This window comes from Pseudooceanicola sp. (assembly GCF_041987405.1).
Lineage (GTDB): Bacteria > Pseudomonadota > Alphaproteobacteria > Rhodobacterales > Rhodobacteraceae > Pseudooceanicola.
Window position 1 is genome coordinate 74,333 of sequence record NZ_JBHIWR010000001.1, and the last position, 26,834, is coordinate 101,166.

27 protein-coding genes and 1 tRNA gene are annotated in these 26,834 nt (G+C 64.9%); 14 read left to right on the forward strand and 14 right to left on the reverse strand.

Annotated features, from left to right (window positions below; all coding sequences use genetic code 11):
* Nucleotides 1-100 precede the first annotated feature (100 nt).
* The 7 genes from ACFC2Y_RS00335 (at nucleotide 101) to ACFC2Y_RS00365 (ending at nucleotide 4,533) form a co-directional block, all read left to right on the forward strand.
* Nucleotides 101-679: a DUF177 domain-containing protein gene (locus tag ACFC2Y_RS00335; RefSeq protein ID WP_375173063.1), complete on the forward strand. Its 579-nt coding sequence runs from the start codon at nucleotides 101-103 to the stop codon at nucleotides 677-679.
* 190 nt (nucleotides 680-869) lie between these two features.
* Nucleotides 870-1,076 carry a 50S ribosomal protein L32 gene (rpmF, locus tag ACFC2Y_RS00340; RefSeq protein WP_375173064.1) on the forward strand — a complete coding sequence of 69 codons (207 nt, stop codon included), beginning with the start codon at nucleotides 870-872 and terminating at the stop codon, nucleotides 1,074-1,076.
* Nucleotides 1,077-1,103: 27 nt separating this feature from the next.
* A complete protein-coding gene (gene plsX, locus ACFC2Y_RS00345; RefSeq protein WP_375173065.1) occupies nucleotides 1,104-2,234 on the forward strand; it encodes a phosphate acyltransferase PlsX in 1,131 nt (376 codons plus the stop codon).
* Complete coding sequence (locus tag ACFC2Y_RS00350) at nucleotides 2,231-3,205, forward strand: beta-ketoacyl-ACP synthase III (protein ID WP_375173066.1); 975 nt, start codon at nucleotides 2,231-2,233, stop codon at nucleotides 3,203-3,205. The genes plsX and ACFC2Y_RS00350 overlap by 4 nt, the downstream gene beginning before the upstream one ends.
* Before the next feature lie 137 nt (nucleotides 3,206-3,342).
* Nucleotides 3,343-3,645, forward strand: coding sequence for an integration host factor subunit alpha (gene ihfA, locus ACFC2Y_RS00355; protein ID WP_375173067.1), 303 nt, complete (start codon nucleotides 3,343-3,345; stop codon nucleotides 3,643-3,645).
* A 15-nt stretch (nucleotides 3,646-3,660) separates the two neighbouring features.
* Entirely contained in the window at nucleotides 3,661-4,383 is a 723-nt protein-coding gene (locus tag ACFC2Y_RS00360; RefSeq protein WP_375173068.1) for a MerR family transcriptional regulator, read from the forward strand.
* A 73-nt stretch (nucleotides 4,384-4,456) separates the two neighbouring features.
* Nucleotides 4,457-4,533, forward strand: a tRNA-Pro gene (locus ACFC2Y_RS00365).
* Nucleotides 4,534-4,662: 129 nt separating this feature from the next.
* Here ACFC2Y_RS00365 and ACFC2Y_RS00370 read toward each other — a convergent pair.
* The 3 genes from ACFC2Y_RS00370 to ACFC2Y_RS00380 form a co-directional block, all read right to left on the reverse strand.
* Nucleotides 4,663-5,433, reverse strand: a complete 771-nt coding sequence (locus tag ACFC2Y_RS00370; RefSeq protein WP_375173069.1) for an STAS/SEC14 domain-containing protein — start codon at nucleotides 5,431-5,433, stop codon at nucleotides 4,663-4,665.
* An 86-nt stretch (nucleotides 5,434-5,519) separates the two neighbouring features.
* The gene (locus ACFC2Y_RS00375; RefSeq protein WP_375173070.1) at nucleotides 5,520-5,909 is read right to left on the reverse strand and encodes a Zn-ribbon domain-containing OB-fold protein; all 390 of its coding nucleotides are present in this window, start codon (nucleotides 5,907-5,909) and stop codon (nucleotides 5,520-5,522) included.
* Nucleotides 5,906-7,054 carry a thiolase domain-containing protein gene (locus ACFC2Y_RS00380; RefSeq protein ID WP_375173071.1) on the reverse strand — a complete coding sequence of 383 codons (1,149 nt, stop codon included), beginning with the start codon at nucleotides 7,052-7,054 and terminating at the stop codon, nucleotides 5,906-5,908. Before ACFC2Y_RS00380 ends, ACFC2Y_RS00375 begins: the two co-directional genes overlap by 4 nt.
* 205 nt (nucleotides 7,055-7,259) lie before the next feature.
* On the opposite strand from ACFC2Y_RS00380, the gene ACFC2Y_RS00385 reads away from it, so the two are divergent.
* On the forward strand, nucleotides 7,260-8,336 hold the full coding sequence (locus ACFC2Y_RS00385; protein WP_375173072.1) for a 2'-deoxycytidine 5'-triphosphate deaminase: 1,077 nt from the start codon (nucleotides 7,260-7,262) through the stop codon (nucleotides 8,334-8,336).
* Nucleotides 8,337-8,387: 51 nt separating this feature from the next.
* Complete coding sequence (locus tag ACFC2Y_RS00390) at nucleotides 8,388-9,527, forward strand: MFS transporter (protein ID WP_375173073.1); 1,140 nt, start codon at nucleotides 8,388-8,390, stop codon at nucleotides 9,525-9,527.
* Nucleotides 9,528-9,654: 127 nt separating this feature from the next.
* Here the strand turns inward: ACFC2Y_RS00390 and scpB are convergent, their stop codons facing one another.
* The 6 genes from scpB to ACFC2Y_RS00420 form a co-directional block, all read right to left on the reverse strand.
* A complete protein-coding gene (gene scpB / locus ACFC2Y_RS00395; RefSeq protein WP_375173074.1) occupies nucleotides 9,655-10,326 on the reverse strand; it encodes an SMC-Scp complex subunit ScpB in 672 nt (223 codons plus the stop codon).
* Nucleotides 10,319-11,119: a segregation and condensation protein A gene (locus ACFC2Y_RS00400; RefSeq protein WP_375173075.1), complete on the reverse strand. Its 801-nt coding sequence runs from the start codon at nucleotides 11,117-11,119 to the stop codon at nucleotides 10,319-10,321. The genes scpB and ACFC2Y_RS00400 overlap by 8 nt, the downstream gene beginning before the upstream one ends.
* Nucleotides 11,112-12,116, reverse strand: coding sequence for a beta-N-acetylhexosaminidase (gene nagZ, locus ACFC2Y_RS00405; protein WP_375173076.1), 1,005 nt, complete (start codon nucleotides 12,114-12,116; stop codon nucleotides 11,112-11,114). The genes ACFC2Y_RS00400 and nagZ overlap by 8 nt, the downstream gene beginning before the upstream one ends.
* Nucleotides 12,113-13,150, reverse strand: a complete 1,038-nt coding sequence (locus tag ACFC2Y_RS00410) for an SPOR domain-containing protein (RefSeq protein ID WP_375173077.1) — start codon at nucleotides 13,148-13,150, stop codon at nucleotides 12,113-12,115. The genes nagZ and ACFC2Y_RS00410 overlap by 4 nt, the downstream gene beginning before the upstream one ends.
* 70 nt (nucleotides 13,151-13,220) lie before the next feature.
* Nucleotides 13,221-14,966 carry an arginine--tRNA ligase gene (gene argS, locus ACFC2Y_RS00415; protein WP_375173078.1) on the reverse strand — a complete coding sequence of 582 codons (1,746 nt, stop codon included), beginning with the start codon at nucleotides 14,964-14,966 and terminating at the stop codon, nucleotides 13,221-13,223.
* Between the two features lie 1,062 nt (nucleotides 14,967-16,028).
* On the reverse strand, nucleotides 16,029-17,240 hold the full coding sequence (locus ACFC2Y_RS00420; protein WP_375173079.1) for a deoxyguanosinetriphosphate triphosphohydrolase: 1,212 nt from the start codon (nucleotides 17,238-17,240) through the stop codon (nucleotides 16,029-16,031).
* A 141-nt stretch (nucleotides 17,241-17,381) separates the two neighbouring features.
* Between ACFC2Y_RS00420 and erpA the strand changes: the two genes are divergently transcribed.
* A complete protein-coding gene (gene erpA / locus ACFC2Y_RS00425) occupies nucleotides 17,382-17,705 on the forward strand; it encodes an iron-sulfur cluster insertion protein ErpA (RefSeq protein ID WP_375173080.1) in 324 nt (107 codons plus the stop codon).
* Nucleotides 17,706-17,724: 19 nt separating this feature from the next.
* Here the strand turns inward: erpA and ACFC2Y_RS00430 are convergent, their stop codons facing one another.
* Genes ACFC2Y_RS00430 through ACFC2Y_RS00440 form a run of 3 tightly spaced genes read right to left on the reverse strand, consistent with a single transcriptional unit; the run spans nucleotide 17,725 to nucleotide 20,665 of the window.
* The gene (locus ACFC2Y_RS00430; RefSeq protein ID WP_375173081.1) at nucleotides 17,725-18,627 is read right to left on the reverse strand and encodes a DMT family transporter; all 903 of its coding nucleotides are present in this window, start codon (nucleotides 18,625-18,627) and stop codon (nucleotides 17,725-17,727) included.
* Nucleotides 18,624-19,715 carry a hypothetical protein gene (locus ACFC2Y_RS00435; protein WP_375173082.1) on the reverse strand — a complete coding sequence of 364 codons (1,092 nt, stop codon included), beginning with the start codon at nucleotides 19,713-19,715 and terminating at the stop codon, nucleotides 18,624-18,626. Before ACFC2Y_RS00435 ends, ACFC2Y_RS00430 begins: the two co-directional genes overlap by 4 nt.
* 59 nt (nucleotides 19,716-19,774) lie before the next feature.
* On the reverse strand, nucleotides 19,775-20,665 hold the full coding sequence (locus ACFC2Y_RS00440) for a hypothetical protein (protein ID WP_375186112.1): 891 nt from the start codon (nucleotides 20,663-20,665) through the stop codon (nucleotides 19,775-19,777).
* A 370-nt stretch (nucleotides 20,666-21,035) separates the two neighbouring features.
* On the opposite strand from ACFC2Y_RS00440, the gene xth reads away from it, so the two are divergent.
* Nucleotides 21,036-21,818, forward strand: a complete 783-nt coding sequence (gene xth, locus ACFC2Y_RS00445; RefSeq protein WP_375173084.1) for an exodeoxyribonuclease III — start codon at nucleotides 21,036-21,038, stop codon at nucleotides 21,816-21,818.
* Here the strand turns inward: xth and ACFC2Y_RS00450 are convergent.
* The gene (locus ACFC2Y_RS00450) at nucleotides 21,785-22,996 is read right to left on the reverse strand and encodes an FAD-dependent monooxygenase (protein WP_375173085.1); all 1,212 of its coding nucleotides are present in this window, start codon (nucleotides 22,994-22,996) and stop codon (nucleotides 21,785-21,787) included. The genes xth and ACFC2Y_RS00450 overlap by 34 nt on opposite strands.
* Before the next feature lie 69 nt (nucleotides 22,997-23,065).
* Nucleotides 23,066-23,488: an RNA polymerase-binding protein DksA gene (gene dksA, locus ACFC2Y_RS00455; protein ID WP_375173086.1), complete on the reverse strand. Its 423-nt coding sequence runs from the start codon at nucleotides 23,486-23,488 to the stop codon at nucleotides 23,066-23,068.
* A 201-nt stretch (nucleotides 23,489-23,689) separates the two neighbouring features.
* Here dksA and ACFC2Y_RS00460 point away from each other — a divergent pair, with 201 nt between their 5' ends.
* From ACFC2Y_RS00460 to ACFC2Y_RS00470, 3 genes are all read left to right on the forward strand, one after another.
* Nucleotides 23,690-24,529 (forward strand): AAA family ATPase, encoded by an 840-nt coding sequence (locus ACFC2Y_RS00460; RefSeq protein ID WP_375173087.1) that lies wholly within the window; start codon nucleotides 23,690-23,692, stop codon nucleotides 24,527-24,529.
* 422 nt (nucleotides 24,530-24,951) lie between these two features.
* Nucleotides 24,952-25,419 carry a GNAT family N-acetyltransferase gene (locus ACFC2Y_RS00465; protein ID WP_375173088.1) on the forward strand — a complete coding sequence of 156 codons (468 nt, stop codon included), beginning with the start codon at nucleotides 24,952-24,954 and terminating at the stop codon, nucleotides 25,417-25,419.
* On the forward strand, nucleotides 25,416-26,816 hold the full coding sequence (locus tag ACFC2Y_RS00470) for a DUF2927 domain-containing protein (protein WP_375173089.1): 1,401 nt from the start codon (nucleotides 25,416-25,418) through the stop codon (nucleotides 26,814-26,816). The genes ACFC2Y_RS00465 and ACFC2Y_RS00470 overlap by 4 nt, the downstream gene beginning before the upstream one ends.
* Nucleotides 26,817-26,834 lie beyond the last annotated feature (18 nt).

Genomic DNA, 26,834 nt, shown 5'->3' on the forward strand with positions numbered 1-26,834 from the left:
CCTGCCCCCTGTCTTACCTCCGCCGGCCCCTTGTCACGGGCGCTCGCGGCTTTTAACCCGATTACATCAACTTCTTGTCCCGGTTCAAGGAAGGATCAGCATGATGGCCAAAGCACCGACAGAACAGACCCGTGTCCGCCTCGCCGATCTAAATGACCGGACGGGCCTGGAATTCGACCTGCGACCCGACGATTTGGAGGGTATGGCCCAGGAGCTGGAGTTGCTCGATCTTCGCAAGGTGCGGTTTCAGGGGGCGCTGCGGCCCGATGGCAAACGCGGTTGGCGGCTGGAGGCGCGACTTGGCGCGACAGTGGTGCAGCCCTGCGTGGTGACGCTGGCGCCGGTGACGACACGGATCGAGGAGGAGGTGCTGCGCCGCTACCGGCCCGATTTCGACAGGATCACTGCAGAACAGACGGAGCGCGACGGAGAGGGTGTGCCCATGCCCGAGGACGAGACGCTGGAGCCCCTGCCCGCGGAGATCGACCTGATGCAGACCCTGACCGAGGCGCTGAGCCTTGCCCTGCCGCAATATCCCCGCGCCGAGGGGGCCGAACTGGGCGAGGCGCGCTATGCCGAGGATGGGGTCACGCCGCTGAAGGACGAGGACCTGCGCCCCTTTTCCGGCCTTGCCGCGCTGCGCGACAAGCTGGCCGGATCCGAGGGCGAGGAGGACTGAGAAAGCGGCGGAAAGAATCGCTTGCGTTTGAACGGCTGAGGAGTATTTTCGCGCGCTCATTCCGATTTCCCCTTGAATGCGTGGCGCATGACCGACTATGAGCCTCGCATCCGACGAAACTCGGCCCCTGACGACGCGGTGGCGCTGACCACGCGCCCCGGCCACGGGCCCCAGATATGAAGGTTGCGACATGGCTGTCCAACAGAACAAAGTCTCGAAGTCCCGGCGCAACAACCGTCGTGCGCATGACGCTCTCGTGGCTGCAAACCCGAACGAATGCCCGTCCTGCGGCGAGTTGAAGCGCCCGCATCACGTCTGCCCCTCCTGCGGCAGCTATGCCGACCGTGAGGTCATCGCGATGGCTGACGAGGTCGATCTGGACGAAGACGCGGCGTAAGCCGACTGACCCCCAAGGCTAACCCGCATGAGCGACGGAACTGACCAGACGCCAGCGGGACCTCTCAACGGAGGGTCCACCCCTTCGCCATTGCCGGGCCGCATTGTCATCTCCGTGGACGCCATGGGGGGTGACCGCGGCCCGAACGCCGTTGTGGCGGGTATTGCCAAATCGGCCAAGGCCAATCCCGACATCGCCTTTATCCTGCACGGTCCGGCCAAGACGCTGGAACGTGCCGTGAACCGGCGCAAGATCCTGCGCGACCGCTGCGAGATCCGCGATGCCGAAGGCGTGGTGACGATGGAGGACAAGCCGAGCCAGGTGATGCGCCATGGCAAGGGCACCTCCATGTGGTCCTGCCTGGAATCGGTGCGGGATGGCGAGGCGAAGGTGGCTGTCTCCTGCGGCAATACCGGCGCGCTGATGGCGCTGTCGATGATCCGCCTGCGCAAACTGCCGGGTGTGAACCGTCCGGCCATTGCCGTGCTCTGGCCTTCGCGCAATCCCTCGGGGTTCAACGTGATGCTGGATGTCGGCGCAGATGTGCGCGCGGACGAGGAAGACCTGCTGCAGTTTGCACTCATGGGCGCCTCCTATGCGCGCAACGGCATGCACATCGACCGGCCCCGGATTGGGCTGCTGAACGTCGGCACCGAAGAGAACAAGGGCCGGGCAGAGCTGAAGGCCGCGCATGATCTGATAGAGCGTGAAGCGCCGGGTGCGAATTTCGATTTCGTCGGCTTTGTCGAGGGCGGCGACATTCCGGGTGATTCCTGCGACGTGGTGGTGACCGACGGGTTCACCGGCAACATCGCGTTGAAAACCGGCGAAGGCACGGCGAAGCTGATCGGGGATCTGCTCAAGGAAGCCTTCAAATTTTCGCCATTGTCACGGATTGCCGCCCTTCTGGCGCTGACCTCCCTGCGGCGGCTGCAAAAGCGGATCGACCCGCGGCGGGTCAATGGCGGTGTGTTTCTTGGTCTCAACGGTACGGTTGTGAAATCCCACGGGTCGGCCGATGCGACCGGGGTGTCGGCTGCGGTGCGGCTGGCCTTCCAACTGGCGCAGCAGGACCTGGCCAGCAAGATCAAGGCACGGGTTGCATCCGCGGGCACGGCGGATCAGGATGCTCCGGAAGACAACAAGGTGGCTGAATGACTGTACGCGCCGTGCCGACCGGGATCGGGCACTATCTGCCCGAACGGGTCGTCGAAAACAGCGAATTCGAAAAAACACTCGATACGTCGGACGAATGGATCAAGACCCGTTCCGGCATCGAGCGTCGGCATTTCGCGGCCGAGGGCGAGACCACCAGCCAGATGGCGGTGAAGGCCGCCGAGAAGGCGCTGGAGATGGCCGGACTGAAGGCGGACGAGATCGACGCGGTGATCGTGGCGACCTCCACCCCGGACCTCACCTTTCCCTCCGTCGCGACCATGGTCCAGGAAGGCCTGGGGATGACGCGGGGCTTTGGCTATGACGTTCAGGCGGTCTGCGCCGGGTTCATCTTTGCCCTGGCCAATGCGAACGGCATGGTCCTGTCGGGCCAGGCGGAACGCATCCTGGTCATCGGGTCGGAAACCTTTTCGCGCATCATGGACTGGGAAGACCGGGCGACCTGTGTCCTCTTCGGTGACGGCGCGGGTGCGCTGGTGCTGGAGGCGCGGACAGGCTCCGGCAACAGTTCCGACCGGGGGATCCTTTCGGTCGATCTGAATTCAGACGGGCGCTATCGCGACATGCTCTATGTCGATGGCGGCGTGTCGACCTCCGGTACTTCGGGCAAGCTGCGGATGCAGGGCAATCCACTGTTCCGTCAGGCGGTCGGCAAGCTGGCAGACACGGCGCATCGCGCGCTGGAGAAGGCGAAACTGGGGGCCGACGACGTAAACTGGATCGTGCCGCATCAGGCGAATATCCGGATCATCCAGGGGACGGCCAAGAAAATGGGCGTCTCGATGGACCGCGTCATCGTCACGGTTCAGGACCACGGCAATACCTCCGCCGCCTCGATTCCGCTGGCCCTGTCGGTCGGTGTCAGCGAAGGCCGGATCAAACCCGGTGACCTGCTGGTGGCCGAAGCGATCGGCGGCGGTCTGGCCTGGGGCGCCGTGGCGATGCGGTGGTGAGCGGGTTCTCGCCACAGGGTGGATCGGCTGTACCGTCCAAGTAGTTGATATTGACTCGGAAAAGCCTGCGTCGCAGGATGACCCGAAATGCGTTAACCAGCGACCCTGCCCAAGTGCCGCCCGGAGGAGGACCGACGATGAGCGAAAAGACCCTGACGCGTCTCGACCTGAGCGAGGCAGTATTTCGCGAAGTGGGCCTGTCCCGAAACGATTCCGCGCAGCTTGTCGAATCGGTGCTGACCCATATGTCGGACGCGCTGGTAAAGGGGGAGCAGGTAAAGATCTCCTCCTTCGGAACCTTTTCGGTGCGGGACAAGGCCGCGCGGATCGGGCGCAACCCTAAAACCGGTGAGGAAGTGCCGATCAGCCCGCGCCGCGTGCTGACATTCCGGCCGTCGCATCTGATGAAGGACCGGGTTGCCGACGGGAACCGCAAGTAAGGACCCCCTGCTGGCATGGCCAAATCCGCCGACGCCTTTCGCACGATCTCCGAAGTATCGGAATGGTTGGACACCCCGGCGCATGTCTTGCGTTTCTGGGAGAGCAAGTTCACCCAGGTGAAGCCCGTGAAACGCGCGGGCGGACGGCGGTACTACCGCCCCTCCGACATGGAATTGCTGGGCGGTATCAAACGCTTACTCCACGAAGACGGGATGACCATCAAGGGCGTCCAGAAGCTGCTGCGCGAAAAGGGCGTGGCGCATGTCGCGGACCTGTCGCAGCCGCTGGATGATGTCACCGCTGCTGTGCGCGACGCGATGGACGGACGCGCGAAGAAAGCCGCCGAAGCGGTCGAAGACGCGGAGATGGCACCCGATAGTGCCGAGCGCACGCAGGCCACCCCGGCAGACCCAGCCTCCCCCCCACGGGACGCCCCGGCGGAGAGAGAGGCGCCTGCGCGCGCGGAAAACCCCGCTGCGTCGCCGACAAATACGCCTGTCCCTGCCCCGGCTGTCACCCCGGTACTGGGTGTGCCTGCAGCCGTGCCCCCGGTTTCGACCCCGACGCAGCACAAGGCGCCTCCGCACGGCGCGGCGGACAGCCCGGCACCCGCCACGGCGGACAGCCTTCTGGCCGCACTCTATGCGCGCTCGGCCCCCTTACCCGCTGCCGCGGCGGCAGAGGCGGCGGGACTTCAGCAACGCCTGAAACTCTGGCTCGCCGCCGATCTGAGGTGAGACCGGAAATCGGGCTTGGCGGGTGATTTGCCCCTTGCTCCTCACGCCAGATAGATTATGTAGGCCGGACCGTCGGGCTATAGCGCAGCCTGGTAGCGCGTCCGTCTGGGGGACGGAAGGTCGCAGGTTCGAGTCCTGCTAGCCCGACCACTTCAATTCCGAACGGTATATGCTTGAGATGGCTGCCCCTGGGCGGTCCTTTGGCATTTCATTGACCACCATCCTCGGGTCGAGCCCGAGGATGACGGGGCGTGAGGTGGATGTGGCAGCGCCGACCGGTCAAAGTGCCTGCGGCACGGGTTCCTTCACCCAATCCCAGGCGGCCTGCTCTTCGGACATCGGGAAGATCCGCACGTCCACATGGCTCACCATACGGGCAAATCCGACAAAGGGACGGACCCACTGGTGATCGGTGACCACCGCATAGCGGTGCAGAACGCGGATGGCATCCCATTTCATCACCAGGAGCGCGCGGTCGAACAGGATTTCGGGGTCGAAACCGGCAAAGTGCTTCAGCCGGGCCAGCGCATTGAACTTGCCGCCCCGGTCGATCCTTTCGCGGAAGGGGCGCACGATGACCTCCATGTCGTCGTCATCCATATAGCCGTCCAGTTCAAACGCCAGAACGTCAGGATGGCCGCTGTCGATCACGGTGAGGCCCGGCCTATGCGGTTTTTTCTCCGGCAGGTCCGCGGCCCATTGGGCGGCCGTGGAGATCTCCTCCGGGGCGAAGGCCCGCAGTTCCATGCGGGGGACAACCGGATTGATGTAGCGCACCATGCCCGCGAGCGTCCGGTTGCCCGTGATCAGCGCGGCGCGGGGCATCTTCTTCAGATCGTCCAGCAGGCTCAACTCCTCGATCACGTCTTCAAGCGCGGCCCCCGCGCTGATGTCGCCAAAGCCGGTCATGTCAACGACAAGGCCGACGCGACCGGCCTCGTCGAGGGCGGGTTTGAACTTGCGGTAGAAGTCCCGGATATCCTCGCGGTCGATGTCGCCCTTCACCGTGACGTGGAACAGCGGGGACTGCGTGGTGTCGAAATGGATCATGTCGGACCTCCCTCGGCAGGGGGCGGACCAGCGCCGCCCGATACCCATCAGATGGGTCGGACGGCGCCTTTCTGCAATGATTCAGATCAGATGAGTTTGGCGAACATCATCGGCTGATCATCCTTGACCGGATGGAACATGATCTTGGCGCGCTTGCCGATGGCGAGGTCATCATTGTCCTCAGGCCGGAACTGAACGTAGACGCGCGGCCCCTCGTCCAGTTCGAGGTAAGCCAGGGCAAAAGCGCCACGCGGGGATTTGCGCATCACGGTCCAGGTGTAGATCGTGCCTTCACCCGGGGATTCCTCCCATTCGGTTTCGGCCTTGTGACACAGCGGACAGATCGCGCGCGGCCAGAAGTGCGCCTCGCCACAGGCGGGGCAGCGGCGGAGGAGGAATTTTCCCTCGGCGGCGGCATCCCAGAAGGGTTTGCTTTCGGGGTTCACGATCGGGGCGGGGATCTTGTCGTAGCTCATGCGATACGCTCCAGAACGGCAGAGGCGGCACCGTGGCGGACAGCAAGCGTGCCGCCGATGCCGGTGACGAAGGCGAGGTGGCAGTCGGGGACCTGAACGGCGGGATGCGCCTCTCCGCGCAGCTGACGCACGGCTTCGAGCACCTTGGTCAGCCCGCCCCGGTTGACGGGGTGGTTGTTGCACAGGCCGCCGCCATCGGTGTTGAAGGCCAGCTTGCCCTGCCCCGCAATCAGGTTGCCGTCGGAGACAAACGCGCCGCCCTTGCCCTTTTCGCAGAAACCGCAATCCTCCAGCTGCATCAGCACGGTGATGGTAAAGCTGTCGTAGATGGAGGCGTATTTGAAATCCGACGGTTTCACGCCCGCCTCTTCCATCGCCTTGGGTCCGGTATGGACCGCGCCGGAATAGGTCAGGTCGATCTTGCCGCCGTTCTGGCCCTTGATCGCCTGCGCCGCGCCCTGCAAGCGGACGTCGGGTTTGCCAAGAGATTTGGCGATTTCGGGCGTCGTGACGATAAACGCTCCGCCGCCTTCGGAAACGACGCAGCAATCCAGCCGGTGCAGCGGGTCGGCGATCATCGGGCTTTCCAGCACCTCTTCGACGGTGACGACGTCGCGCAGCATGGCGTGTTCGTTGTGCTGGGCATGGTGCGAGGCCGCGACCTTGATCCAGGCGAGTTGTTCGGAGGTCGTGCCGTATTCATGCATGTGGCGATGCGCGGCCAGGGCGTAGATATTGGGCGGGGAGCCGCCGTAGGGCAGTTCCCATCCGGCCTCTGGCCCGGCGGGGCGCGGCGCGGGCTTTTCGCTGCGGGGGCGGCCCGCCAGGGTGACGAGGACGATCTTGCAGCGGCCCATGGCGATGGCCGCCGCGGCCTCGTTCAGATGGGCGATATAGGAGGCGCCGCCGATGTCGGTGCCGTTGAAATAGGTCAGGTTCGTGAGGCCCATGTAGTCGGCCATGGCCATGACCGAGGGCGCGTCGCCCGCGCAGAAATAGCCGTCCACATCCTCGAAGGTCAGCCCCGCATCCGCCAGCGCGCCGCGGGCGCATTCGTAATGCAGCTGTGGTGTCGACGTGTCCGGCGCCTTGCGCAGGGGGTGCTCGTAAATGCCGACGATGCTGGCAACGCCCTTGATACTCAAGCCTGGTCCTCCTCGTGGTTGGTTCGGGCATTCTACCGAGGGGTAAGTGACTGTCCAGCCGAGTCAAAGAAAATTACGTGTTTTTTGCATGTAATTTGTGACATGGGCCGGTTGCCCCCGGATTTTGAACCGGAAACTGGCCCCTGCCCGCCTTTCCTTTGCCCAAACAGCAGCGTAACCTGCCGCGCAAACCGCAGGAGACCCCATGACCGGTATCATTCCCAGCCAGCATCTGCGCCAAATGATCGAGCGCGGCGACATCACCGGCGAACCGGCGATCACCGAGGCACAGATACAGCCGGCGAGCCTCGATCTGCGCCTTGGTCGTGTGGCCTATCGGGTGCGGGCATCCTTTCTGGCGGGCGACGGCCGGACCGTGGCCGAACGGCTGGAAGAATTCGAGATGCACCGGATCGATTTGACCCCGGGGGCGGTGCTGGAAAAGGGCTGCGTCTATATCGTGCCGCTGATGGAGGGGCTGAACCTTCCCGGCGGCGTGCAGGCGGTGGCCAATGCCAAAAGCTCCACCGGGCGGCTGGATCTGCTGACGCGGACAGTGGTGGACGGCGGGACCGAATTCGACCGGATTCCGCCGGGCTATCAGGGGCCGCTCTATGCGGAGATCTGCCCGCGCTCCTTCTCGGTGCTGGTGCGGCCGGGCATGCGGCTGAACCAGATCCGGTTCCGGGCGGGCGAGGCGCGGCTGTCGGATGAACAACTGCGCACGCTGCATCGCGAGGTGCGGCTGGTTGACGGCAATCCGGTGATCGAGGACGGACTGGGATTTTCCGTCGATCTGAAGGGCGGCGTGGATGACATCGTCGGCTATCGCGCGAAGCCCCATGCCGGGGTGATCGATCTGGACAGGATCGACCATTACGACCCGGAGGATTTCTGGGACCGGGTGCGCACGACGCGCGGAAGGATCATTCTGGATCCCGGCGCCTTCTACATCCTGGTCAGTCGCGAGGCTGTGACGATCCCCCCGGATCATGCGGCGGAGATGGCCCCCTATCTGGCCATGGTGGGCGAGTTCCGGGTGCATTACGCGGGCTTCTTCGATCCCGGCTTCGGCCATGACGCGGCAGGCGGGACAGGCTCGCGCGGGGTGCTGGAGGTGCGCTGCCACGAGGCCCCCTTCGTGCTGGAGCACGGGCAAGTCGTCGGGCGGCTGGTCTACGAGAGGATGGCGGCGGAGCCGGAAACGCTATATGGCGCGGACATCGCCTCGAACTATCAGGGTCAGGGGCTGAAATTGGCGAAGCATTTCAAGAGCGCCTGATCCGGCGCCTTGGTTGAGCTTTGCCCCCTACCCCACGGACATTGACCTGAAATGATGACGCCCCCCATTGCCCTGCTGACCGCGGCCATCGCGGTGGTCGGCGCCAATTCCATGGTGCTGGCCCCGATCACCGGGGCGGTCGCCCTGGATCTGGGCGGCGACCCGGCGGAGATCGTGCAGGCGGCGGCGGCCTATGGGCTGACCACGGCGGCCTCGGCCATCCTGCTGGCCCCGCGTGGGGATGTGATCGGCCCGCACAAGGCGCTCTATCAGGCGGTGATCGTGATCCTGATTTCCATGGTGGCCTCGGTCTTCGCGCCGACGAAATGGGCGCTGATCCTGGCGCAGGGCTTTGGCGGGATTGGCGCAGGCGTGGCGATCCCGTCGATCTACGCCCTGGCACCGCAACTGGCCCCGCGCGGGCAGGAAAAGCGGACCATGGGTCTGGTGCTGTCCGGCTGGACGCTGGCGCTGGTCGGCGGGGTGGCGGGGTCCGGGTTTCTGGCGGAATGGGCGGGATGGCGGGCGGTCTATGTCGTGTTGGCGCTGGCCATCGTGGCGGTCTTTGCCGCCATGCACCGGATCGACCTGACCGTGGACATGAGCCGCGCGCGGGCGACCTCCCCCCTCACCGCGCTGCGGGTGCCGGGGGTCTGGCGCGGGCTTTTTGCCGCCGGGGCGCTGATGCTGGGGTTTTACGGCACCTATGCCTTCATCGGGGCCCATGTGCATGACGCGCTTGGGCGGGGGACGGATGGCGCGGGCTTCGTGACGCTCTTCTATGGCACAGGCTTTGGACTGGCGGCGCTTATCGACAAATATGTCGACCGCCTGCCACAGCGCAGCGCGGGCATGCTCTCGTTTTCCGGTCTTACGCTGGTCTATCTGGCGCAGGCGGCGTTTGGCGGGGCCTTCGTGGCGCTGGCCGGGATCGCTCTGATCTGGGGGATCGTGCAGCATCTGGGGCTGAATTTCGTCGTGTCGCGGCTGGCCGCGCTGGATGCCTCGCAGCGCGGGGCGGTGCTGGGGCTGAATTCGGCGATGACCTATCTGGCCGTCACCGGCGGCGCGCTGGCTTTCCGCCCGGCCTACGAGAGCGGCGGGCTGGTGCTATGCAACCTGTTGTCGGCGGTCTGTGTCGCGGCGGCGGTGGTGGAGAGCCTGACGGCCAGGGATGTGGAGGCGGCGTAGAGTCGTGTCGTCCTCGGGTTTGATCCGGGGACCCTGTGTATCCGTCGTGACTTACGGCAGGAGATCCGCGCTCGGGCCCGAGGATGACGGGTGCAGGGGGGCAACCGGCGGGCCAGATGGCCGACGATCAACCCTCGTCCTCCTCGAACATGTCGCTCTGGCCCTCGTCGTCCTGCGGTTCGTCCTCGTCATCCAGCGGCGCGTCGAAGCCCGGGGGCGGACGGTTGTCCAGCAACCCGGCGGCCCGCAGCTCCTTCAGCCCCGGCAAGTCGCGTGCGGTTTCGAGGCCGAAGTGATCAAGGAATGACGGGGTGACAACAAAGGTCACGGGGCGGCCCGGGGTCATGCGGCGGCGGCCGAAGCGGATCCATTCCATCTCGATCAGCAGATCAATCGTTCCGCGAGAGACCGAGACGCCGCGGATCTCCTCGATCTCTGCCCGGGTAACGGGTTGATGGTAGGCGATAATCGCCAATGTCTCGATGGCCGCGCGCGACAGTTTCCGCGTCTCCACCGTTTCCTTCTGCAGCAGATGGCCCAGATCCGGAGCGGTGCGGATTGCCCAGGCCTCGCCCACTTTGACCACGCGCACGCCCCGGTTCTCGTACCGGCTGCGCAGCAAAGCAATGGCCGCCGCCGCGTCGCATCCGTGCGGCATGCGGGCGTTCATATCGGCCTCGGTCACCGGCTCGGCCGAGGCAAAGAGGATCGCCTCCACCATGCGTTCCTGCTCCGCCATGGGCGGGGCTTCGAACAGGGGATCGGTCTCCTCGACCTGTGGCGGGGTCTGGTCAGTCATCACGGTTGTCCCGGTGCCTCAGGTGAATGGGGGCGAAGGTTTCGGTCTGGCGCAGTTCGGCATGGCCTTCCTTGACCAGTTGCAGCGAGGCGGCAAAGGTCGCGGCGGTGGCGGAACGGCGCTTGGCCGGATCGGTATCCCAGCCCTGCGGCAGGTAGGAGAGGATATCCGTCCAATTGCCCGCAAAGCCGATCATCTTGCGCATCCGGTCCAGCGCCTGTTCCATCGTGTAAACGCTGTCGCGGTCCATGACAAAGGGGCGGAATTCGTCATGGGTGCGGATCCGCGCATAGGCCTGCATCAGGTCCAGCAGGTTGGCAGAATAATCAATCCGCTTGACCCGTTCGACGCCCTCGGGGATGCCACGGGCAAAGAAATCGCGGCCCAGCTGATCACGGGCCATCAGCCGGGCGGCCATGTCGCGCATCGCCTGCAGGCGCTCCAGCTGGAAAGCCAGATGCGCCGCCAGTTCCTCGCCCGAGGGGCCGTCTTCCTCCGGATCGGGGGGCAGCAGGAGGCGGGATTTCAGAAAGGCCAGCCAGGCCGCCATGACCAGGTAGTCGGCGGCCAGTTCGATCCGCAGTTCCTTGGCCTTCTCGACAAAGACCAGGTATTGCTCGGCCAGGTGCAGGACGGAGATCTTGAGAAGGTCGACCTTCTGGGTCCGCGCCAGGGTCAGCAGGATATCCAGCGGGCCCTCGAACCCCTCGACATCGACAATCAGCGCCTCGGCGGCCAGCCGCTCGGAAACGCTGATTTGGGTGTCGGTAAGATCTAGTTCCTGGTCAGACATCGCCCCGGCCGCGCAAGAGAGCCTCAAGCTTCTCTTCGACGGTGCGAATGTCAACCTCGGAGGCCTGTCCGCGCAGCGCCAGAGCCCGGTCCGCACGGTCCTGGGCGATGTGGCTCATCTGTCCTGCGGCGTCGGCCACGGTGCGACGATCCTCCAGCGTGGCATTGCACAGCAGCACCACATCGCAGCCCGCGTCGATGGAGGCGCTGGCGATATCGGCGTAAGAGCCGCTGAGCGCCTTCATGGAGATGTCGTCGGTCATCAACAGCCCGTCAAAGCCGATGTCATTGCGGATCACCTGGATCATGCGGGGTGACAGGGTGGCGGGTTGATCGTCGAAGGCCTCGTAGACGACATGGGCGGTCATGGCCATGGGCAGGTCGTTCAGCACCTTGAAGGGGGCGAAATCCACCGTATCCAGCTCCTCTACCGGGGCGGAGACCACGGGCAAGTCCAGATGGCTGTCCGCCGTGGCGAGGCCGTGTCCGGGGATATGCTTGACAACCGGCAGAACACCGCCCGCCATGAGGCCCATGGCCACCGCGCGGCCCAGGCCTGCGGCTTCGGCCGGGGTAGTGCCGTAGCAGCGGTCGGTCAGGAACTCATGCGTGGTGGCGCGCGGGACGTCGACCATGGGCGCGCAGTTCACATCGATGCCGTAGCGGCGCAGTTCCAGCGCGGTGATCAGATAGCGCAGGTACATGGCCTGGGTCGCCTCCGGCCCCGCCTGACGGGCGAAGTCGAGCGGCGGCTCCCACTCGCGGGCCAGGGGCGGGCGCAGGCGTTGCACCCGCCCCCCCTCCTGGTCGATCAGGATCGGGGCATCGCGGCCCACGGCCTCCCGCATCTCGCCCGTCAGGGCGGTCAGTTGGTCGGCGCTATCGATATTGCGCGCGAAGAGGATGAAGCCAAAGGGATCAGCCTGCCGGAAGAACGCCTTCTCCTCGGCCGTCAGGCGCAGCCCTTCGGCGTCGAGGATCGTGGCCCCGACGCTCATTTTGCCACGACCGGAATGCAATCCGCCTTTTCCGCCACGAGGGCCGCGCAGAAGTAGCGCGCTGCGGCCAGATCCTCGAAGCCCATGACGCGCAGGCGGTAGAAGGTGCGGCCGCCGGTGCTGGCCTCCTGAATGACGCGTTGCTTGTCGTTCATGTAGTCCGAGAAGCGGCCGGCAAAGCGATCCCATTCCTGACGGGCAATTTCGACGCTGTCATAGGCGCCAAGCTGGGCGAGGCGCGTGCCGGGTGTGATGGATTTCGGGTCCACGTCCACGGCTGTCTGGAAGGCCGCGGGGGACGTGGTCATGACCTGGGGTCCGGAGGTCGAATTGACGCCCGGGCGCATGCGCGGACGCACCACGCCGACCGGCAGGGCGGGATTGACGGGTGTGAAGGCGACGGGGGTCGCCGTGGCCTCTTCGACCGCCTGCCCGGTCGGGGCCTCTTCGGCAAGGCCACCGCGTTCCTGGGCGCGCATCAGCGCCTCGGCGATCGGGCCTTCAGCGGCGACCGGCTGCACCGTTTCCCCCGACAGCGGCGGAACGCCGTCGGTCAGCATGGCGGCCAGACGGTCCATCGGATCGCCCTCTGCCGGGGCCTCATCCTCGGTCGCGTCCCCGGCCTCGTCCCCGGCGATGGCGGCCTGGGCCAGGGCGGCGGCGCGGGTCTCGGCCGCGATCATCTCGTCCAGGGTGCGGCTTGATTCGTCTTCGCGCGACAGGCGGATCGGTTCCGGGGCGAGGATCAGGCGGTCGGCCGGCTTCTCGGCCATGCCCTCCGCGGCGACCTTGTTGACCGCCAGCCCGGTGTTGCCCCTGAGCGTGCCGCCCGGGTCCTCCGGCGCGATGCGCATGGGGTCCTGCGCGGCGCGCACGACCGGCACGTCGGACACGTCCCGGGCCAAGGTACGATAGCCCCAGATGCCCACGCCGACCAACAGCGCGATGGACACGAGCCCACCCGTCAGATTGATCAGGGTACCCGTGGAAATGGGGAATTCTTCCTGCCCGGACTCCACCTGTATCTCTGCCATTTCGCCTCTCATCCCGGACGCTTCTGCGCCTCGGTTCCTTGGACTGCTCGTCCCCGGATGCGGAGGTGCGTTATCGCATCTCTTCCGCAGGGGTTACGCCAAGAATAGCAAGACCTGCGGAAATGACAACGGCTGTGGCTCTGGCAAGCGCCAGTTTGGGCTGGGTTTCGGCCGGTTTCCCCTCCTGCAGGAAGCGCAGCTCGGGCTTCTCGTTGCCGCGATTCCACAGCGAATGCAGGTCGGAGGCCAGTTCGTAGAGGTAGAAGGCGACCCGGTGCGGTTCGTTCGTGCGCGCGGCGGTTTCGACCAGGCGCGGCCATTCGGCGATCTTCCTGGCCAGCGCAAGCTCCGCCTCGTCCGTCATGCCGGAGAGGTCGGCGGCGGCCAGGGTGGCGTCGTCATGGGCGATGCCTTCGCCACCGGCCTTGCGCAGGACCGAACAGATCCGGGCATGGGCGTATTGCACGTAGAAGACCGGGTTTTCGCGGCTTTGCTCCAGCACCTTGTCGAAGTCGAAATCCAGCGGCGCGTCGTTCTTGCGTGTCAGCATCACAAAACGAGTCACATCCGGTCCGACCTCGTCGACCACATCGCGCAGGGTGATGAAGGTCCCTGCCCGCTTGGACATCTTGAACGGCTCTCCGTTCTTGAAGAGCCTCACCAGCTGCGTCAGCTTGATATCCAGCGGAACCCGGCCGTTCGACAGGGCCGAAACTGCCGCCTTCATCCGCTTGACGTACCCGCCGTGGTCGGCGCCGAAAACGTCGATCAGCAGGTCGTAATCCCGTTCGACCTTGTCGTAGTGATAGGCGATATCAGGGGCGAAATAGGTCCAGGAGCCGTCGGATTTCTTGATCGGCCGGTCCACGTCATCGCCGTGTTCGGTGGATTTGAAGAGCGTCTGTTCGCGCGGCTCCCAATCCTCGGGCACCTTGCCCTTCGGCGGTTCCAGCACGCCGCGGTAGATCAGGCCCTGCGCGTCGAGCCGCTCGATGGCCTTTTCGATCTTGCCGGTGCCGTAGAGGCTCTTTTCCGAGAAGAACCGGTCCATCTGCACGCCCAGCATGCCCAGATCGACGCGGATCAGTTCCATCATCGCCTCGGTGGCCATCTCGCGCACGTCGTCCAGCCAGACTTCTTCGGGCTGGTCGACATAGGCGTCGCCCACCTTGGATTTCAGCGCCTCGCCGACGGAGATCAGGTAGTCGCCGGGATAGGTGCCGCCCTCGAAGGTGACCTCCTGCCCGTGTGCCTCCAGGTAGCGGAGGTAGACGGAGCGGGCCAGCACATCGACCTGCGCGCCGCCGTCGTTGATGTAATATTCGCGGGTCACGTCATAGCCCGCGTAGGCCAGCAGGCTGGCCAGGGCATCGCCAAAGACCGCGCCACGGGTATGGCCGACATGCAGCGGGCCGGTCGGGTTGGCGGAGACATATTCGACGTTGACCTTCTTGCCCGCGCCCAGGTCGGACCGTCCGTAATCGGCGCCCTCGGTCAGGACGGTCTTGACCACACCGGCCCAGGCCGAGGGATCGAGGCGCAGATTGAGGAACCCGGGCCCCGCGACCTCCGCACTGGTGATGCGGGCGTCGTCGGCAAGTTTCGCGGCCAGGGCGTCGGCGATGTCGCGCGGCTTCATCCCGGCGGGTTTCGCCAGGACCATCGCGGCATTGGTCGCCATATCACCGTGGCCCGCATCCCGCGGGGGTTCGACCGCGACATTGGCAAAGTCGAGGTCGGCGGGCAGCGTGCCCTCGCCCTGCATGGCGGTCAGCGCGTCCAGCACGAGGCTGCGGATATCGGCGAAAAGGTTCATGTGACCCGTCCTTTCAGTCTTGCGCGGGTTTATCATGGGGGGGCGGCGCGTCAACGGGGGTGCGCACGGTGGTGGTATCGCGGGGGGTGCGGACGGGGGTCACCCGGGGTATGACACGTGGGCTGCCGTTTCGGACAGGACCCGTCGGCATGTCCCGCAGCTCGCCCCCGGCCATTGCGGCTCAGGTGTTTCACGGCGGCCTTAGTCCTGAACAGAGGGCAGCGACGTCCCGCGGGGTGGCGCATAAGCGCCGCCCCATGGGGGCGGGTCGGCGCTGCCCGGCGGTGCCGCCGGGCAGGACATCCAATCATTGTTTCAACGAACTTTCGAAGACTGGATTTTGGTAAACTGCGCCCGAGCCGACCCGTGTCAGCACTTTTCCACGGGTTGTTTCGGGGCTGTCCCGGCCTTGCGCCGGGACCTCCGGGAGGTCGGTCGATCAGCGGGGTCCCGGCGCACGGGGCCGGGACAGGGGTAGGAAGGCATCGGGTGGTGAGGCGGTCAGCAGAGCGCCGGCGGAAACCCAGGCCCGACTGTCGAGTAGCGAGCCGTCGTCCCCGGGCTTCACCCGGGGATCTCCCGATCAAACGCACAACGGATGGCCAGAGGTCCTCGGATCAAGTCCGAGGACGACGCTCGCGACTTAGCGCTTGCCTCGCCCATAAAGTACATTTGCACGGGTAGTGTCGGGCCTGTCCTGTCCCGGCCTTGCGCCGGGACAGGGGTGGAAAGGCATCGGGTGGTGAGGCGGTCCGCAGGGCGGAGGCGGAAACCCCGGCCCGACGATCGCATAGCGAGCCGTCATCCCCGGGCTTCTCCCGGGGATCTCCCGACCAAACGCGTAATGGGTGGCCAGAGGTCCTCGGATCAAGTCCGAGGACGACGCTCACGACTTAGCGCTTGCCTCGCCCATAAAGCACATTTGCGCGGGTTGTTTCGAAGCTGTCCTGTCCCGGCCTCGCGCCGGGACCTCCGGGAGGTCGGTCGAACAGCGGGGTCCCGGCGCGGGGGCCGGGACAGGGGTGGAAAGGACAACGGCTCGTGCAAACAAACCCCGCCCGATCACCCGTTCTTCAACCGCTCCTCGTACCGGATATGTCCGGGGCCGGAGGCGCGCAGGCCCGGCTCGGGCTCCTGCCCGGTCAGCCGGGCGTGTTCGACGATGGCAAAGCGGTCCGTCATGCCGGAAATATAGTCGCAAACGATCCGCGCCAGCGCGATCTCGTCGCCGGAGACGGCCTCCACATCCTTGCGCCACTGCTTGGGCAAAAGGTCGGTCTGCTGCATGAAGAGCGGGAAGAGGTCGCGCACGATCTGCGTCACCTTGGACCGCGTGACGACAACCTCCGGCGCGCGGTACATCCGGTGGAAGAGGAACTCTCGGATCACCTTCAGATCGCTCCAGACCCCGCCGGAGAACCGCGCCATCATCTGCCCGGCCTCGCGCACATCCGTCACGCTGGCGGGATCGACGCGGGAAAGGTTGGCGCGGGTCACGTTGATCACATCCTCGACCAGCACACCGAAGAAGCGGCGCAGGGCCTCATGCCGGCGGCGGTAGTAATTCAGGCCGGGATAGCGGCGGTCGACCTCTCCGAAACAGTCGCGCAGGATCGGCAGTTCGGCCAGTTCGTCGGTCGAGAAAAGCTCCGCCCGCAGACCGTCGTGCAGATCGTGGTTGTTGTAGGCGATGTCGTCCGACAGGGCCGCCACTTGTGCCTCGGCGGAGGCATGGGTGTGCAGCTCCAGATCGTGGCGCTGGTTGTACTCGGCCAGGGCGATCGGCACTTCGCCGACGACCGGGCCGTTGTGCTTGGCGATCCCTTCAAGGCAGTCCCAGGTCAGGTTCAGACCGTCCCATTCCGCATAGGTCCGTTCCAGATTGGTGACGATGCGAATGGCCTGGGCGTTGTGGTCAAAGCCGCCATAGGGCGCCATCAGATCATGCAGCGCGTCCTCGCCCGTGTGGCCGAAGGGCGGGTGGCCCAGATCATGGGCCAGCGCCACCGCCTCCGTCAGCTCGGGGTTCAGCTTCAGCGCGCCCGCGATGGTGCGGGCGACCTGGGCGACCTCGATCGAATGGGTCAGGCGCGTGCGGAAGTAGTCGCCCTCATGTTCGATGAAGACCTGCGTCTTGTGCTTGAGCCTGCGGAAGGCCGAGGCATGAATGATCCGGTCGCGATCCCGCTGATAGCAGGAGCGAAATACGCTTTCCTCTTCCGGGTAGAGCCGCCCGCGCGACTGTGCCGGTTGTGAGGCATAGGGCGCGAACATGGCGCCTCCTCATCTTTTGTCCCTGGTCCCGGCGTTGATCGCCGGTGATCCGTGTGGCCCACCTTGTGACCCACACTGGCCCTGCTTATATTGCAGAACGATGACGGGCAAACCGGCTTTTCCCCGTATGGAGTTGATCAGATGCAGATTCCGCCCAAAGTGACCGAGCGTGCCTTCGAACGCCTGGCCGAGATCGGCGCAGGCGAACAGGGGCAGGCCCTGCGCGTGGCCGTCGAAGGGGGCGGCTGTTCGGGGTTTCAGTACGAGTTCAAGCTGGACGATGTGGCCGAGGGCGATCTGGTGCTCGAAGGCAATGGCGAAAAGGTCGTGGTCGACGATGTCTCCCTGCCCTTTCTGACCGGGGCGGTGATCGACTTCTCCGAAGAGTTGATCGGCGCGCGCTTTGTTATCGACAATCCGAACGCCACCAGCAGCTGTGGCTGCGGGACGTCCTTCTCGATCTGAACGAAATTTCCTGTGCGGGTTATTCGGCCGGCGGCATGACCGCCTCCGGCTGGCGGCGCGGGGCGAACTGGTCATAGACCAGATAGAGCCCGGAGCCGACGACGATCAGCGCGCCGAGGTAGATATGCGAGCCCGGCACTTCGCCGAAGAAGACCACGCCGATCAGAACCATCCAGACAAATTGAAGGTTCATCAGGGGCGTTGCGGTATAGGCTGGCAGCAACCGCAAAGCGACGACCAGCAGCCAGCGCGCCCCGAAGAGCAGCGCGGCATAGGCCACCGCAAGACCCAGGTCCGTGAGTGGCATGGGTTTGAAGACAAAGGGCAGAACCGCCGCCATGACGAACATGTTCAGCAGGTTCGGGTAGAAGACGAGTGCGAGGGAGTTCCGCTCGTACCGCCCGACATAGCGCGCCATGACCATGGAGAAGGTGCCGGACACACAGGCCAGCAGCGCCACCGCATGGCCGAATGTGACCGCGTGGAGACCTTCGGGGAAGAGGCACAGGACCCCGATGAACCCGGCACCCAGGGCGATCCAGACCCGCAGCGCCACCCGTTCCTGCAGGATCGGGCCCGACATCAGCCCCGCGACCAGCGGCATCAATCCGATGAAGATGAAGACCTCGGCGAAGGGCAACAGGCGGAAGGCGTAGAAGAAGGAGACCCCGGCGATCACCGTCGCGACGGAGCGGAGCGCCATGGCGTAGGGGCGGGTCGTGCCCAGGCCACCTGGCGCGGGTTTCGCGCGGTTGGCCAGAACGCAGAAGAGCGCCACGAGGCCGCCGGAGACCGCATAAAGCTGTGGCGCGGCGTATCCGCCGGCCAGCAGCTTGGTGATCCCGTCCGCAGAGGAGATCAGCGCGGTGTAGACCATCACCAGAGTGGCGCCGGTCACGACGGCTATCGGGGCTGCCTTCATGCGGTGAGCGCCCCCAGTTGCGCCCCGCGCAGGCCGGTCCGGGCGAAATCGGCAAAGAAGTCTTCGAAGCAATCGCAGGCGGCTTCGGCGGTGAGCAGGATGTCGGCACTTTCCGGGCTGACGCTGTCACAGAGAAAATCGCGCATGCCAGACCAGTCGGAGGAGCGGCGGGCATTCAACCCGTGCATCACCTCGGACAGTTCGCGCAGTGGTGCGGCGGATTTCGGGGCGGCGTGGAAGCTGACGGGGCCCGGGCGCAACGGCGCCTGGAACGGTTTTTGCCCGGCTTCACTCAACGCCCAGTTGCAGACGAGGTATTCGTGATAGTCGTCCTGCAGCACTGCGTCTTGTCCTTCCGAAACCCCGAACCTGGCCGTCGAGCTGGCCACGGCGTCCTTCCAGACATCGGGCGCATCGGCCCCGCAGAAGCTCAATGCCACCAAGATTTCAGCAAGCAGGTCGAAATTGCAATCCAGAAAAGCCAGTGTTCCCGAGAATTTAAGGCTCTGCACCACATTGGCGCCAAGACCGGGGTCGCGGCGACCGTATTCGGACAGGTAAAACACAATATGTGTAAGCTCATAGGCCGCTTTCTTGTTCGGCACGGCGAAGGTCGCCGAACGGCCGGCGAAGGCTCTCAACCTGTCGTTGATCGGCGTCATATCTACCCGCGGACTGACGCCAACGCGCGTCAGAAGCCGGACGGCCTCCCCGCGCTGCAGATCGGAGAGTTCGGCCTCGATCAGGCCCTCATCGGAAATCCACTGCGCCAGACGACGGCCTTTGCCGCCCTCCATGCCGAGGGATTCCAGGTCCTGACAGATGGACAGGAGGAAGCGGTAGTATTGCGGAAAGAACTCCAGACGTTCCTCGATGGTTGCGTAGAACCCGGCGTAGGCGTCCAGCGCGTCGCGCGGAACAGTCTGACCGGTGCATTCGAGGATATTCAGGATTTCCGCATTCTCCTTCATCCAGAACACGTCGCCATCCTTGCGGCGATGCGTGGCGAAGGTGTCCAGCAGGGCCGCGATGGACGCGGCCCGCTGTTCGCTACGGGAGGGGAAGGTGAGGTTGATGACATTGGACATTGGTTTGCTCCTTTGATCATCGGGGCCTGGCCTGCCCCGTCCCGTCAGTCAGTCGCGGCTCAGGAGCCGGAGGCGAAGGCCTGAACAGCGTCACCCTGCGCGGTCTCGGAGGTCACCGGGGCGGAACCGGAGGCGAAGGCTTCGACCGCGTCGCCAGTGGAGGCGTCGGAGCTGACCGGAGCGGAACCCGATGCGAAGGCTTCGACCGCGTCGCCGGTGGAGGCGTCGGAGGTAACCGGAGCGGAACCCGATGCGAAAGCTTCGACCGCGTCACCGGTGGAGGCGTCGGAGGTCACCGGGGCGGAGCCGGAGGCGAAGGCTTCAACCGCGTCACCGGTGGAGGCGTCGGAGGTCACCGGGGCGGAACCGGAGGCGAAGGCTTCGACCGCGTCGCCGGTGGAGGCGTCGGAGGTCACCGGGGCGGAGCCGGAGGCGAAGGCTTCAACCGCGTCACCGGTGGAGGCGTCGGAGGTCACCGGGGCGGAACCCGAGGCGAAGGCTTCAACCGCGTCGCCGGTGGAAGCGTCGGACGTGACCGGAGCGGAACCGGAGGCGAAGGCTTCGACCGCGTCGCCGCTGCTCATTTTGGAGGCGGTCGGCGCCGAGCCCGAGGCAAACATCTCAACCGCGTCACCGGTGGCGGTGCGGCTGGCGGTCGGCGCGGAGCCAGAGGCGAACATTTCGACCGCGTCACCGGTGCTGACATCCGAAGAAGCCGTCGGAGCGGAGCCCGAAGCGAAGAGCGAAACGGCATCGCCGGTCAGTGCGCGGGTGGCCGTCGCCGGTGCGGAACCGGAGGCGAACATGTCAACCGCGTCGCCGGTCAGGGACGAGGAAGCGGAAGGCGCGGAGCCGGAGGCGAACATCTCAACACCCTCGCCCATCAGAGCGGTGTTTTCCTGCGTGTTGTCAGATGCTTCTGCGATGAAGTTCTTGCGAATTGCGGTCATTGGTCTTTTTCCCCATGTGGTCGTTGATGTACATGAGGATTGCCCGCTAACCGATTGTTGCAAAGAACTTTTTCAACCTATACGTGTGTCGAATTTTGTGGCACGCGAGGCGATTCGTGGTAAGCGGTTGAAAGAATTGAACCGCGCTGTTTCCAATTTTTTCGTTAAGATCGTCACAATTCCGCCGAAGACTGTCCGAGACCTAAGGTTCCGGGACATGATGCGGTCGAATCAGCAAACATTGGCCGACGATTTTGGGACAAGTTTGAGCGGGTGCTGACGCGATTCAGCGCCTGGATGACGCAGGATTGCGTCGCTTGCCCCCATCTTTCGGATCAGCGAAAGTCCCCAAAACGAGGGAGTCCCGCCAATGCGCATCGCCACTTTCAATATCAACGGGATCAAGGCGCGTCATGCGGCGCTGACCACCTGGCTGGACGAGGCCGCGCCGGATGTCGTGCTGCTGCAGGAGATCAAGTCGGTCGACGAGGGTTTCCCGCGGGAGCTGTTCGAGGACCGGGGCTATAACGTCGAAACCCACGGGCAGAAGGGTTTCAACGGGGTCGCCATCCTCTCCAAGCTGCCGTTGGAGGATGTGACACGCGGGTTGCCCGGTGACGACGGCGACGATCAGGCGCGGTGGATCGAGGCGACGGTCTGCGGGGACAAGACGGCAGTGCGGCTTTGCGGGCTTTATCTGCCCAATGGCAATCCTGTGCCGGGGCCGAAGTACGATTACAAGCTCAGTTGGATGGAGCGGCTGCGCGCCCGCGCCCAGGATCTGCTGGATCAGGAGGAACCGGCGCTGATGGCGGGCGATTACAACATCATCCCGCAGGCCGAGGATGCGGCCAACCCCGACGCCTGGCGCGAGGATGCGCTGTTCCGCCTGGACAGCCGCACCGCCTTTCGCCGGATTTCACACCTCGGATTTACGGATGCCTTCCGCGCCCGGACCCCGGGTCCGGGTCACTATTCCTTCTGGGATTACCAGGCCGGGGCCTGGCAACGGAACAACGGTATCCTGATCGACCATATCCTGATGACACCGCAATGCGCCGATCTGATGGTCGATGCGGGGATCGAGAAAGACCTGAGGGGCCGCGACAAGCCCTCGGATCACGTGCCGGTCTGGGTGGACCTCGACGCCTGAGGCACCAGCGTCTCCCCTTCGGTCACATCGTGATCATAGAGCCATGAGAAAGTGCGGGTCATGACCGAAGGATACGCGACCCCCGCAACCCGCATGCCAAGATTGACCCCAAGCGCCAATGGCCCGCCCAGGTGAAACCGCCAGGCATTGCCGCTGGCGGTGTGCACCGTCTTTTTCACCCGGGCCATGCGTATGGATTGATAGCTGTCCAAAGCCGTGCGCGTGTCGGAGGTGTCGTCCAGTTTCTTGGCCAGAACCCAGGCATCCTCGATCGCCATGCAGGCCCCCTGGGCGAGGAATGGCAGGGTCGGATGCACCGCATCGCCCAGGATCACCACATGCCCGGCGTGCCATTTGTCGGCGACCCGGTGCCGGAACAGGCCCCAGATGTTGATGTTCTCCGCCCGCTCCAGCAAGGCGCGCGGCCGCGACCCGAGGCTGCTGAAGGCCGCGCGCAGGGCCTGCGGGCTGTCCTTGCGTGACCAGCTTTCCGTGGTCCAATCGGCGCGTTCCTCCACCGCGACGATATTGCGGAGACGCCCGTCGCACAGCGGATAGGTCACGATATGTCGCCCGGGAGCCATGTAGAGTTCGGCCTCGAAGGGGCGGTCATCTCCGGTCACGATGGCCCGCCAGGCAACCTGCCCGGTAAAGAACGGCTCCTCTCGACGCAGGACGGCCTGGCTGACGACGGAATGCAGCCCGTCGGCGCCGACCACAAGCTCCGGTGACAGGCTCTCTCCGTCGGCGAGATGGACCTGCGGGCGGCCGCCCGGTTCAACCTTCTCGACCCTCTTGCCAAGTCGGATATTGACGCCCGCCTCCCGCGCGGCATCGGCCAGCACGTCGATCAGATCGGCCCGGTGCAGAAACAGGTAATCACGGGGCCGCTTCAGCCCGCTGAAGGGAAACCGCGCCAGGCCGCGCCCGTTTCTGTCCCGCAGGACCAGAGCCTTGGCAACCGGGGCGCCGGTATTGCGGACCGCTTCTTCGACGCCGATGGCGCGCAGCACGGCCAGTCCGTTCGGGCTGATCTGGATACCGGCGCCGACTTCGCGGATCGCGTCGGCCTGTTCCAGCACCGTGACATTCGCGCCCCGCAGCGCCAGCGCGCGCGCCACTGTCAAACCGCCGATCCCGGCGCCGACAACAAGAATGTCTCGATTACGGCAACTCATACCACGGCCCCAAAAGAAAACACCGGAGACGATGCTCCGGTGTTTTCCAAACACACGTTATGCGTGCCGTCAATCGTCGCGATGCACCTTTTCGCGGCGCTCGTGGCGCTCCTGGGCCTCCAGGCTCATGGTCGCGATCGGGCGGGCGTCGAGGCGTTTCAGCGAAATCGGCTCGCCGGTCACTTCGCAATAACCGTATTCACCCTCGTCGATGCGGCGCAGGGCCGAGTCGATCTTGGCCACCAGTTTGCGCTGACGATCCCGGGTGCGCAGTTCTAGCGCGCGGTCGGTTTCCTCCGAGGCGCGGTCGGCGACGTCCGGGATGTTGCGGGTGTTTTCCTGCAAGCCCTCGACCGTGTCACGGCTGTCTTCCAGAAGGTCTTCTTTCCAAGCAATAAGTTTGCGTCTGAAATACTCAACTTGCCGCTCGTTCATGAAGGGTTCGTCCTCTGCGGGACGGTAGTCTTCCGGCAGAAAAGTCTCTGCTTTCATTTTTGGCTCCCTAGCAATGCCCCGGCCAGCCAGAATAATATCAGTCATCACCGGGCCCCCTTACGGGGCCGCTGTTACTCGGTTTACTCGGGGTTGTCACTACACATTTCCATACGGAAAGCTCTTGACCGGGCCGCATTGCACGCGGTTGCGGAAGATATTATCGTTCTGCGGAAACGTTTGCGAAGAGGCCGAGATTACATGAAATTCCAGGGCACAGAGAGCTATGTCGCCACCGAAGACCTGAAGGTTGCGGTCAATGCCGCCGTCACATTGGAACGCCCGCTGCTGGTCAAGGGAGAGCCGGGCACGGGCAAGACGGAACTGGCGCGCCAGGTGGCGGAAAGCCTGGGCCTGGAGATGATCGAGTGGAACATCAAGTCGACCACCAAGGCGCAACAGGGGCTTTATGAATACGACGCCGTCAGCCGTCTGCGCGACAGCCAGCTGGGCGAGGAAAAGGTTCATGACGTCCGCAACTACATCCGCAAGGGCAAGCTCTGGTCGGCCTTCGAGGCGGACAAGAAGGTCGTGTTGCTGATCGACGAGGTCGACAAGGCGGATATCGAGTTTCCGAACGACTTGCTGCAGGAACTCGACAAGATGGAGTTCCACGTCTACGAGACCGGCGAGACGATCAAGGCCAAGCAGCGCCCGATCGTGATCATCACCTCAAACAACGAGAAGGAACTGCCGGACGCGTTTCTGCGCCGCTGCTTCTTCCACTATATCCGCTTCCCAGACATGGAGACGATGAAGCAAATCGTCGAGGTGCACCACCCCGGCATCAAGGGCGAGTTGCTGACCATGGCGCTGACGCAGTTCTTTGAAGTGCGCGAGACATCGGGCCTGAAGAAGAAGCCGTCGACCTCCGAAGTGCTGGACTGGCTGAAGCTGCTGCTGGCCGAGGATCTCGATCCCGCGGATCTGAAGCGCGACGGGGCGAATGCGCTGCCGAAGCTGCACGGGGCGCTGCTGAAGAACGAGCAGGATGTGCACCTGTTCGAACGGCTGGCCTTTCTGGCACGCGGTCAGCGGTAATAGAGACGAACCAGTCCCGGCCTTATGTCGGGACCGTCCGCCGTATCCCACCACACCACGAGGTCCCGGCACGGGGACCGGGACAGCGGGCCACTCGGGTCTTGCATGTCCCGGCCTCGCGCCGGAACCTCGCACCGCATCGCATTACACGTGGCGGTCCCGGCTCAGGGGCCGGGACGAGGCGGGTTCGCTGCGATGGCATGGTGCCGTCCCTCTATCCATCCCCCAGTTCTTAAAAGAACCTTACCAAAAGCCGCAAAACCAAGAACTGACCCAACTCTTTGCTTGGACCATGGGGCAAGCGGGGGCATAGTCGCATCAGGCCGGACAACGATCCGGCCCGGACCTCGGACAAACCGGGGCCATCAATAAAGGTCAGACGGGGGAAACATCCCGCTGGCCGCGAGTTGGAGCAGTGTTTTATGGCAGGACCGGCAAAGCCCGCGTCCCTGTCCATCCGTCCTATCGAGGGGGCGGACCGTGCCGAATGGGGCCGGTTGTGGCAGGGGTACCTGGAATTCTACAAGACAGAACTGCCGGAGGAGATCTACGATCTCGCCTTCGAGCGGCTCCTGTCCGGCAAGGACGGGGAGTTTCGCGGCTTCATCTCCTTGGTCGAGGATCGGCCTGTGGGGCTGGTGCATTACCTCTTTCACCGCCACGGCTGGAAACGGGAACAGGTCTGCTACCTGCAGGATCTTTATGCCGATCCGGAGGTGCGGGGTATGGGTGTCGGCGCGGCACTGATCACCGCGGTCTACGCGGCGGCGGATGAGGCCGGGGCGCCGACGGTCTACTGGAATACCCAGCAGGACAATCTCACGGCCCGCAAGCTCTATGACCAGATTGGCGTGCAGACCGATTTCATCAAGTATCAGAGGCCGGTATGAGGGTGCGCAAGGCCCTCCGCCTGATCCCGCTGACTTTCGCGCTCAGCGCCTGTATCGGACCAGTCAACACGGTCCAGCCCGGGATGCAAGTCTCGGACGAGATGCCGACGCGGCTGGCGCAACCTGCCCTGCCGCCCCTGCCCCCGATGAAGGTCTTCTCCCGCCCCCTGCCCGCGCCGCCGATGCGCGGGAACAGCGAGATGGCGCTGGATTTCATGGATCTGTCGTTTCAGCTGGAATCCGGGCGCAGCCTGCCCGTGCTCACCCGCTTCGAAGGGCCGATCCGGATAGCCGTCGCGGGCAGCCCCGACCGTGACCTGATCGAGGACCTGCGCCGCCTGATAGTTCGGCTGCAAAGCGAGGCCGGGCTGGACATTGATTTCGGCGAGGGTCCGAACCAGCTGACCGTGGAGGCCGTGCCGAGCCGCAAAATCCGCCAATACCTGCCGCAGGCTGCTTGTTTCGTCGTGCCCGGCATCACCAGCCTGGACCAGTATCATGCCGCCCGGCGCAGCGGGAAAACCGACTGGGCGCAGCTGCGTCAGCGGGAAAAGATTGCGATCTTCGTGCCCAACGACGTCAGCCCGCAGGAAAGCCGCGATTGCCTGCACGAGGAGTTGGCGCAGGCGCTTGGGCCGCTGAACGATCTCTACCGGCTGCCGGACAGCACCTTCAACGACGACAACATGAACTCCGTCCTGACCGGGTTCGACATGCTGATGCTGCGCGTGACCTACGCGCCGGAGCTGCGGTCCGGCATGGGGCGCGAGCAGGTGCAGCGGCTGTTGCCCGGCATCCTGTCGCGGCTGAACCCCGAGGGGAACGGGCGCACCACACGTCTGATGGGGCCAACCCCGCAGGAGTGGGTGGAAGCGGTGCAGGCGGCGCTTGGCGCCAAGGGCACCTCCAAGACCCGGGCCGCGGCGGCCTATCGCGGGCTGTCGATCGCGCAGGCGCAGGGCTGGCAGGATCATCGCCTGGCCTTTGCCCATTACGTGGTGGCGCGGCAGATCCAGACCACCGACCGGCTGACCGCGCGAAAGCATCTGGAGCATGCCTATTCGATCTATCGCCAACGCCCGGAAACCGCGACGCATACGGCGCAGATCGCGGCCCAGCTTGCGGCCCATGCGATCTACGAGGGGGACGGCGACGCCGCGCTGGCCCTGTTGCGCGGCCAGGCCGATGTGGCGCGGCGCGGGGAAAACGCGGCGCTGCTGGCCTCGATTCAGATGCTGCGCGCCGAGGCGCTGGAGCTGACCGGCCACGGACCCGAGGCGGGCAGCGTGCGTCTGGACAGTCTGGGCTGGGCACGCTACGGCTTTGGCCCGGACTGGGCCGTGCGGGCGAAGCTGAACGAAATCGCCTCCCTGCGCCCGGTGGATATCCAGGGCTGACCCGGTCAGCCAGATCCC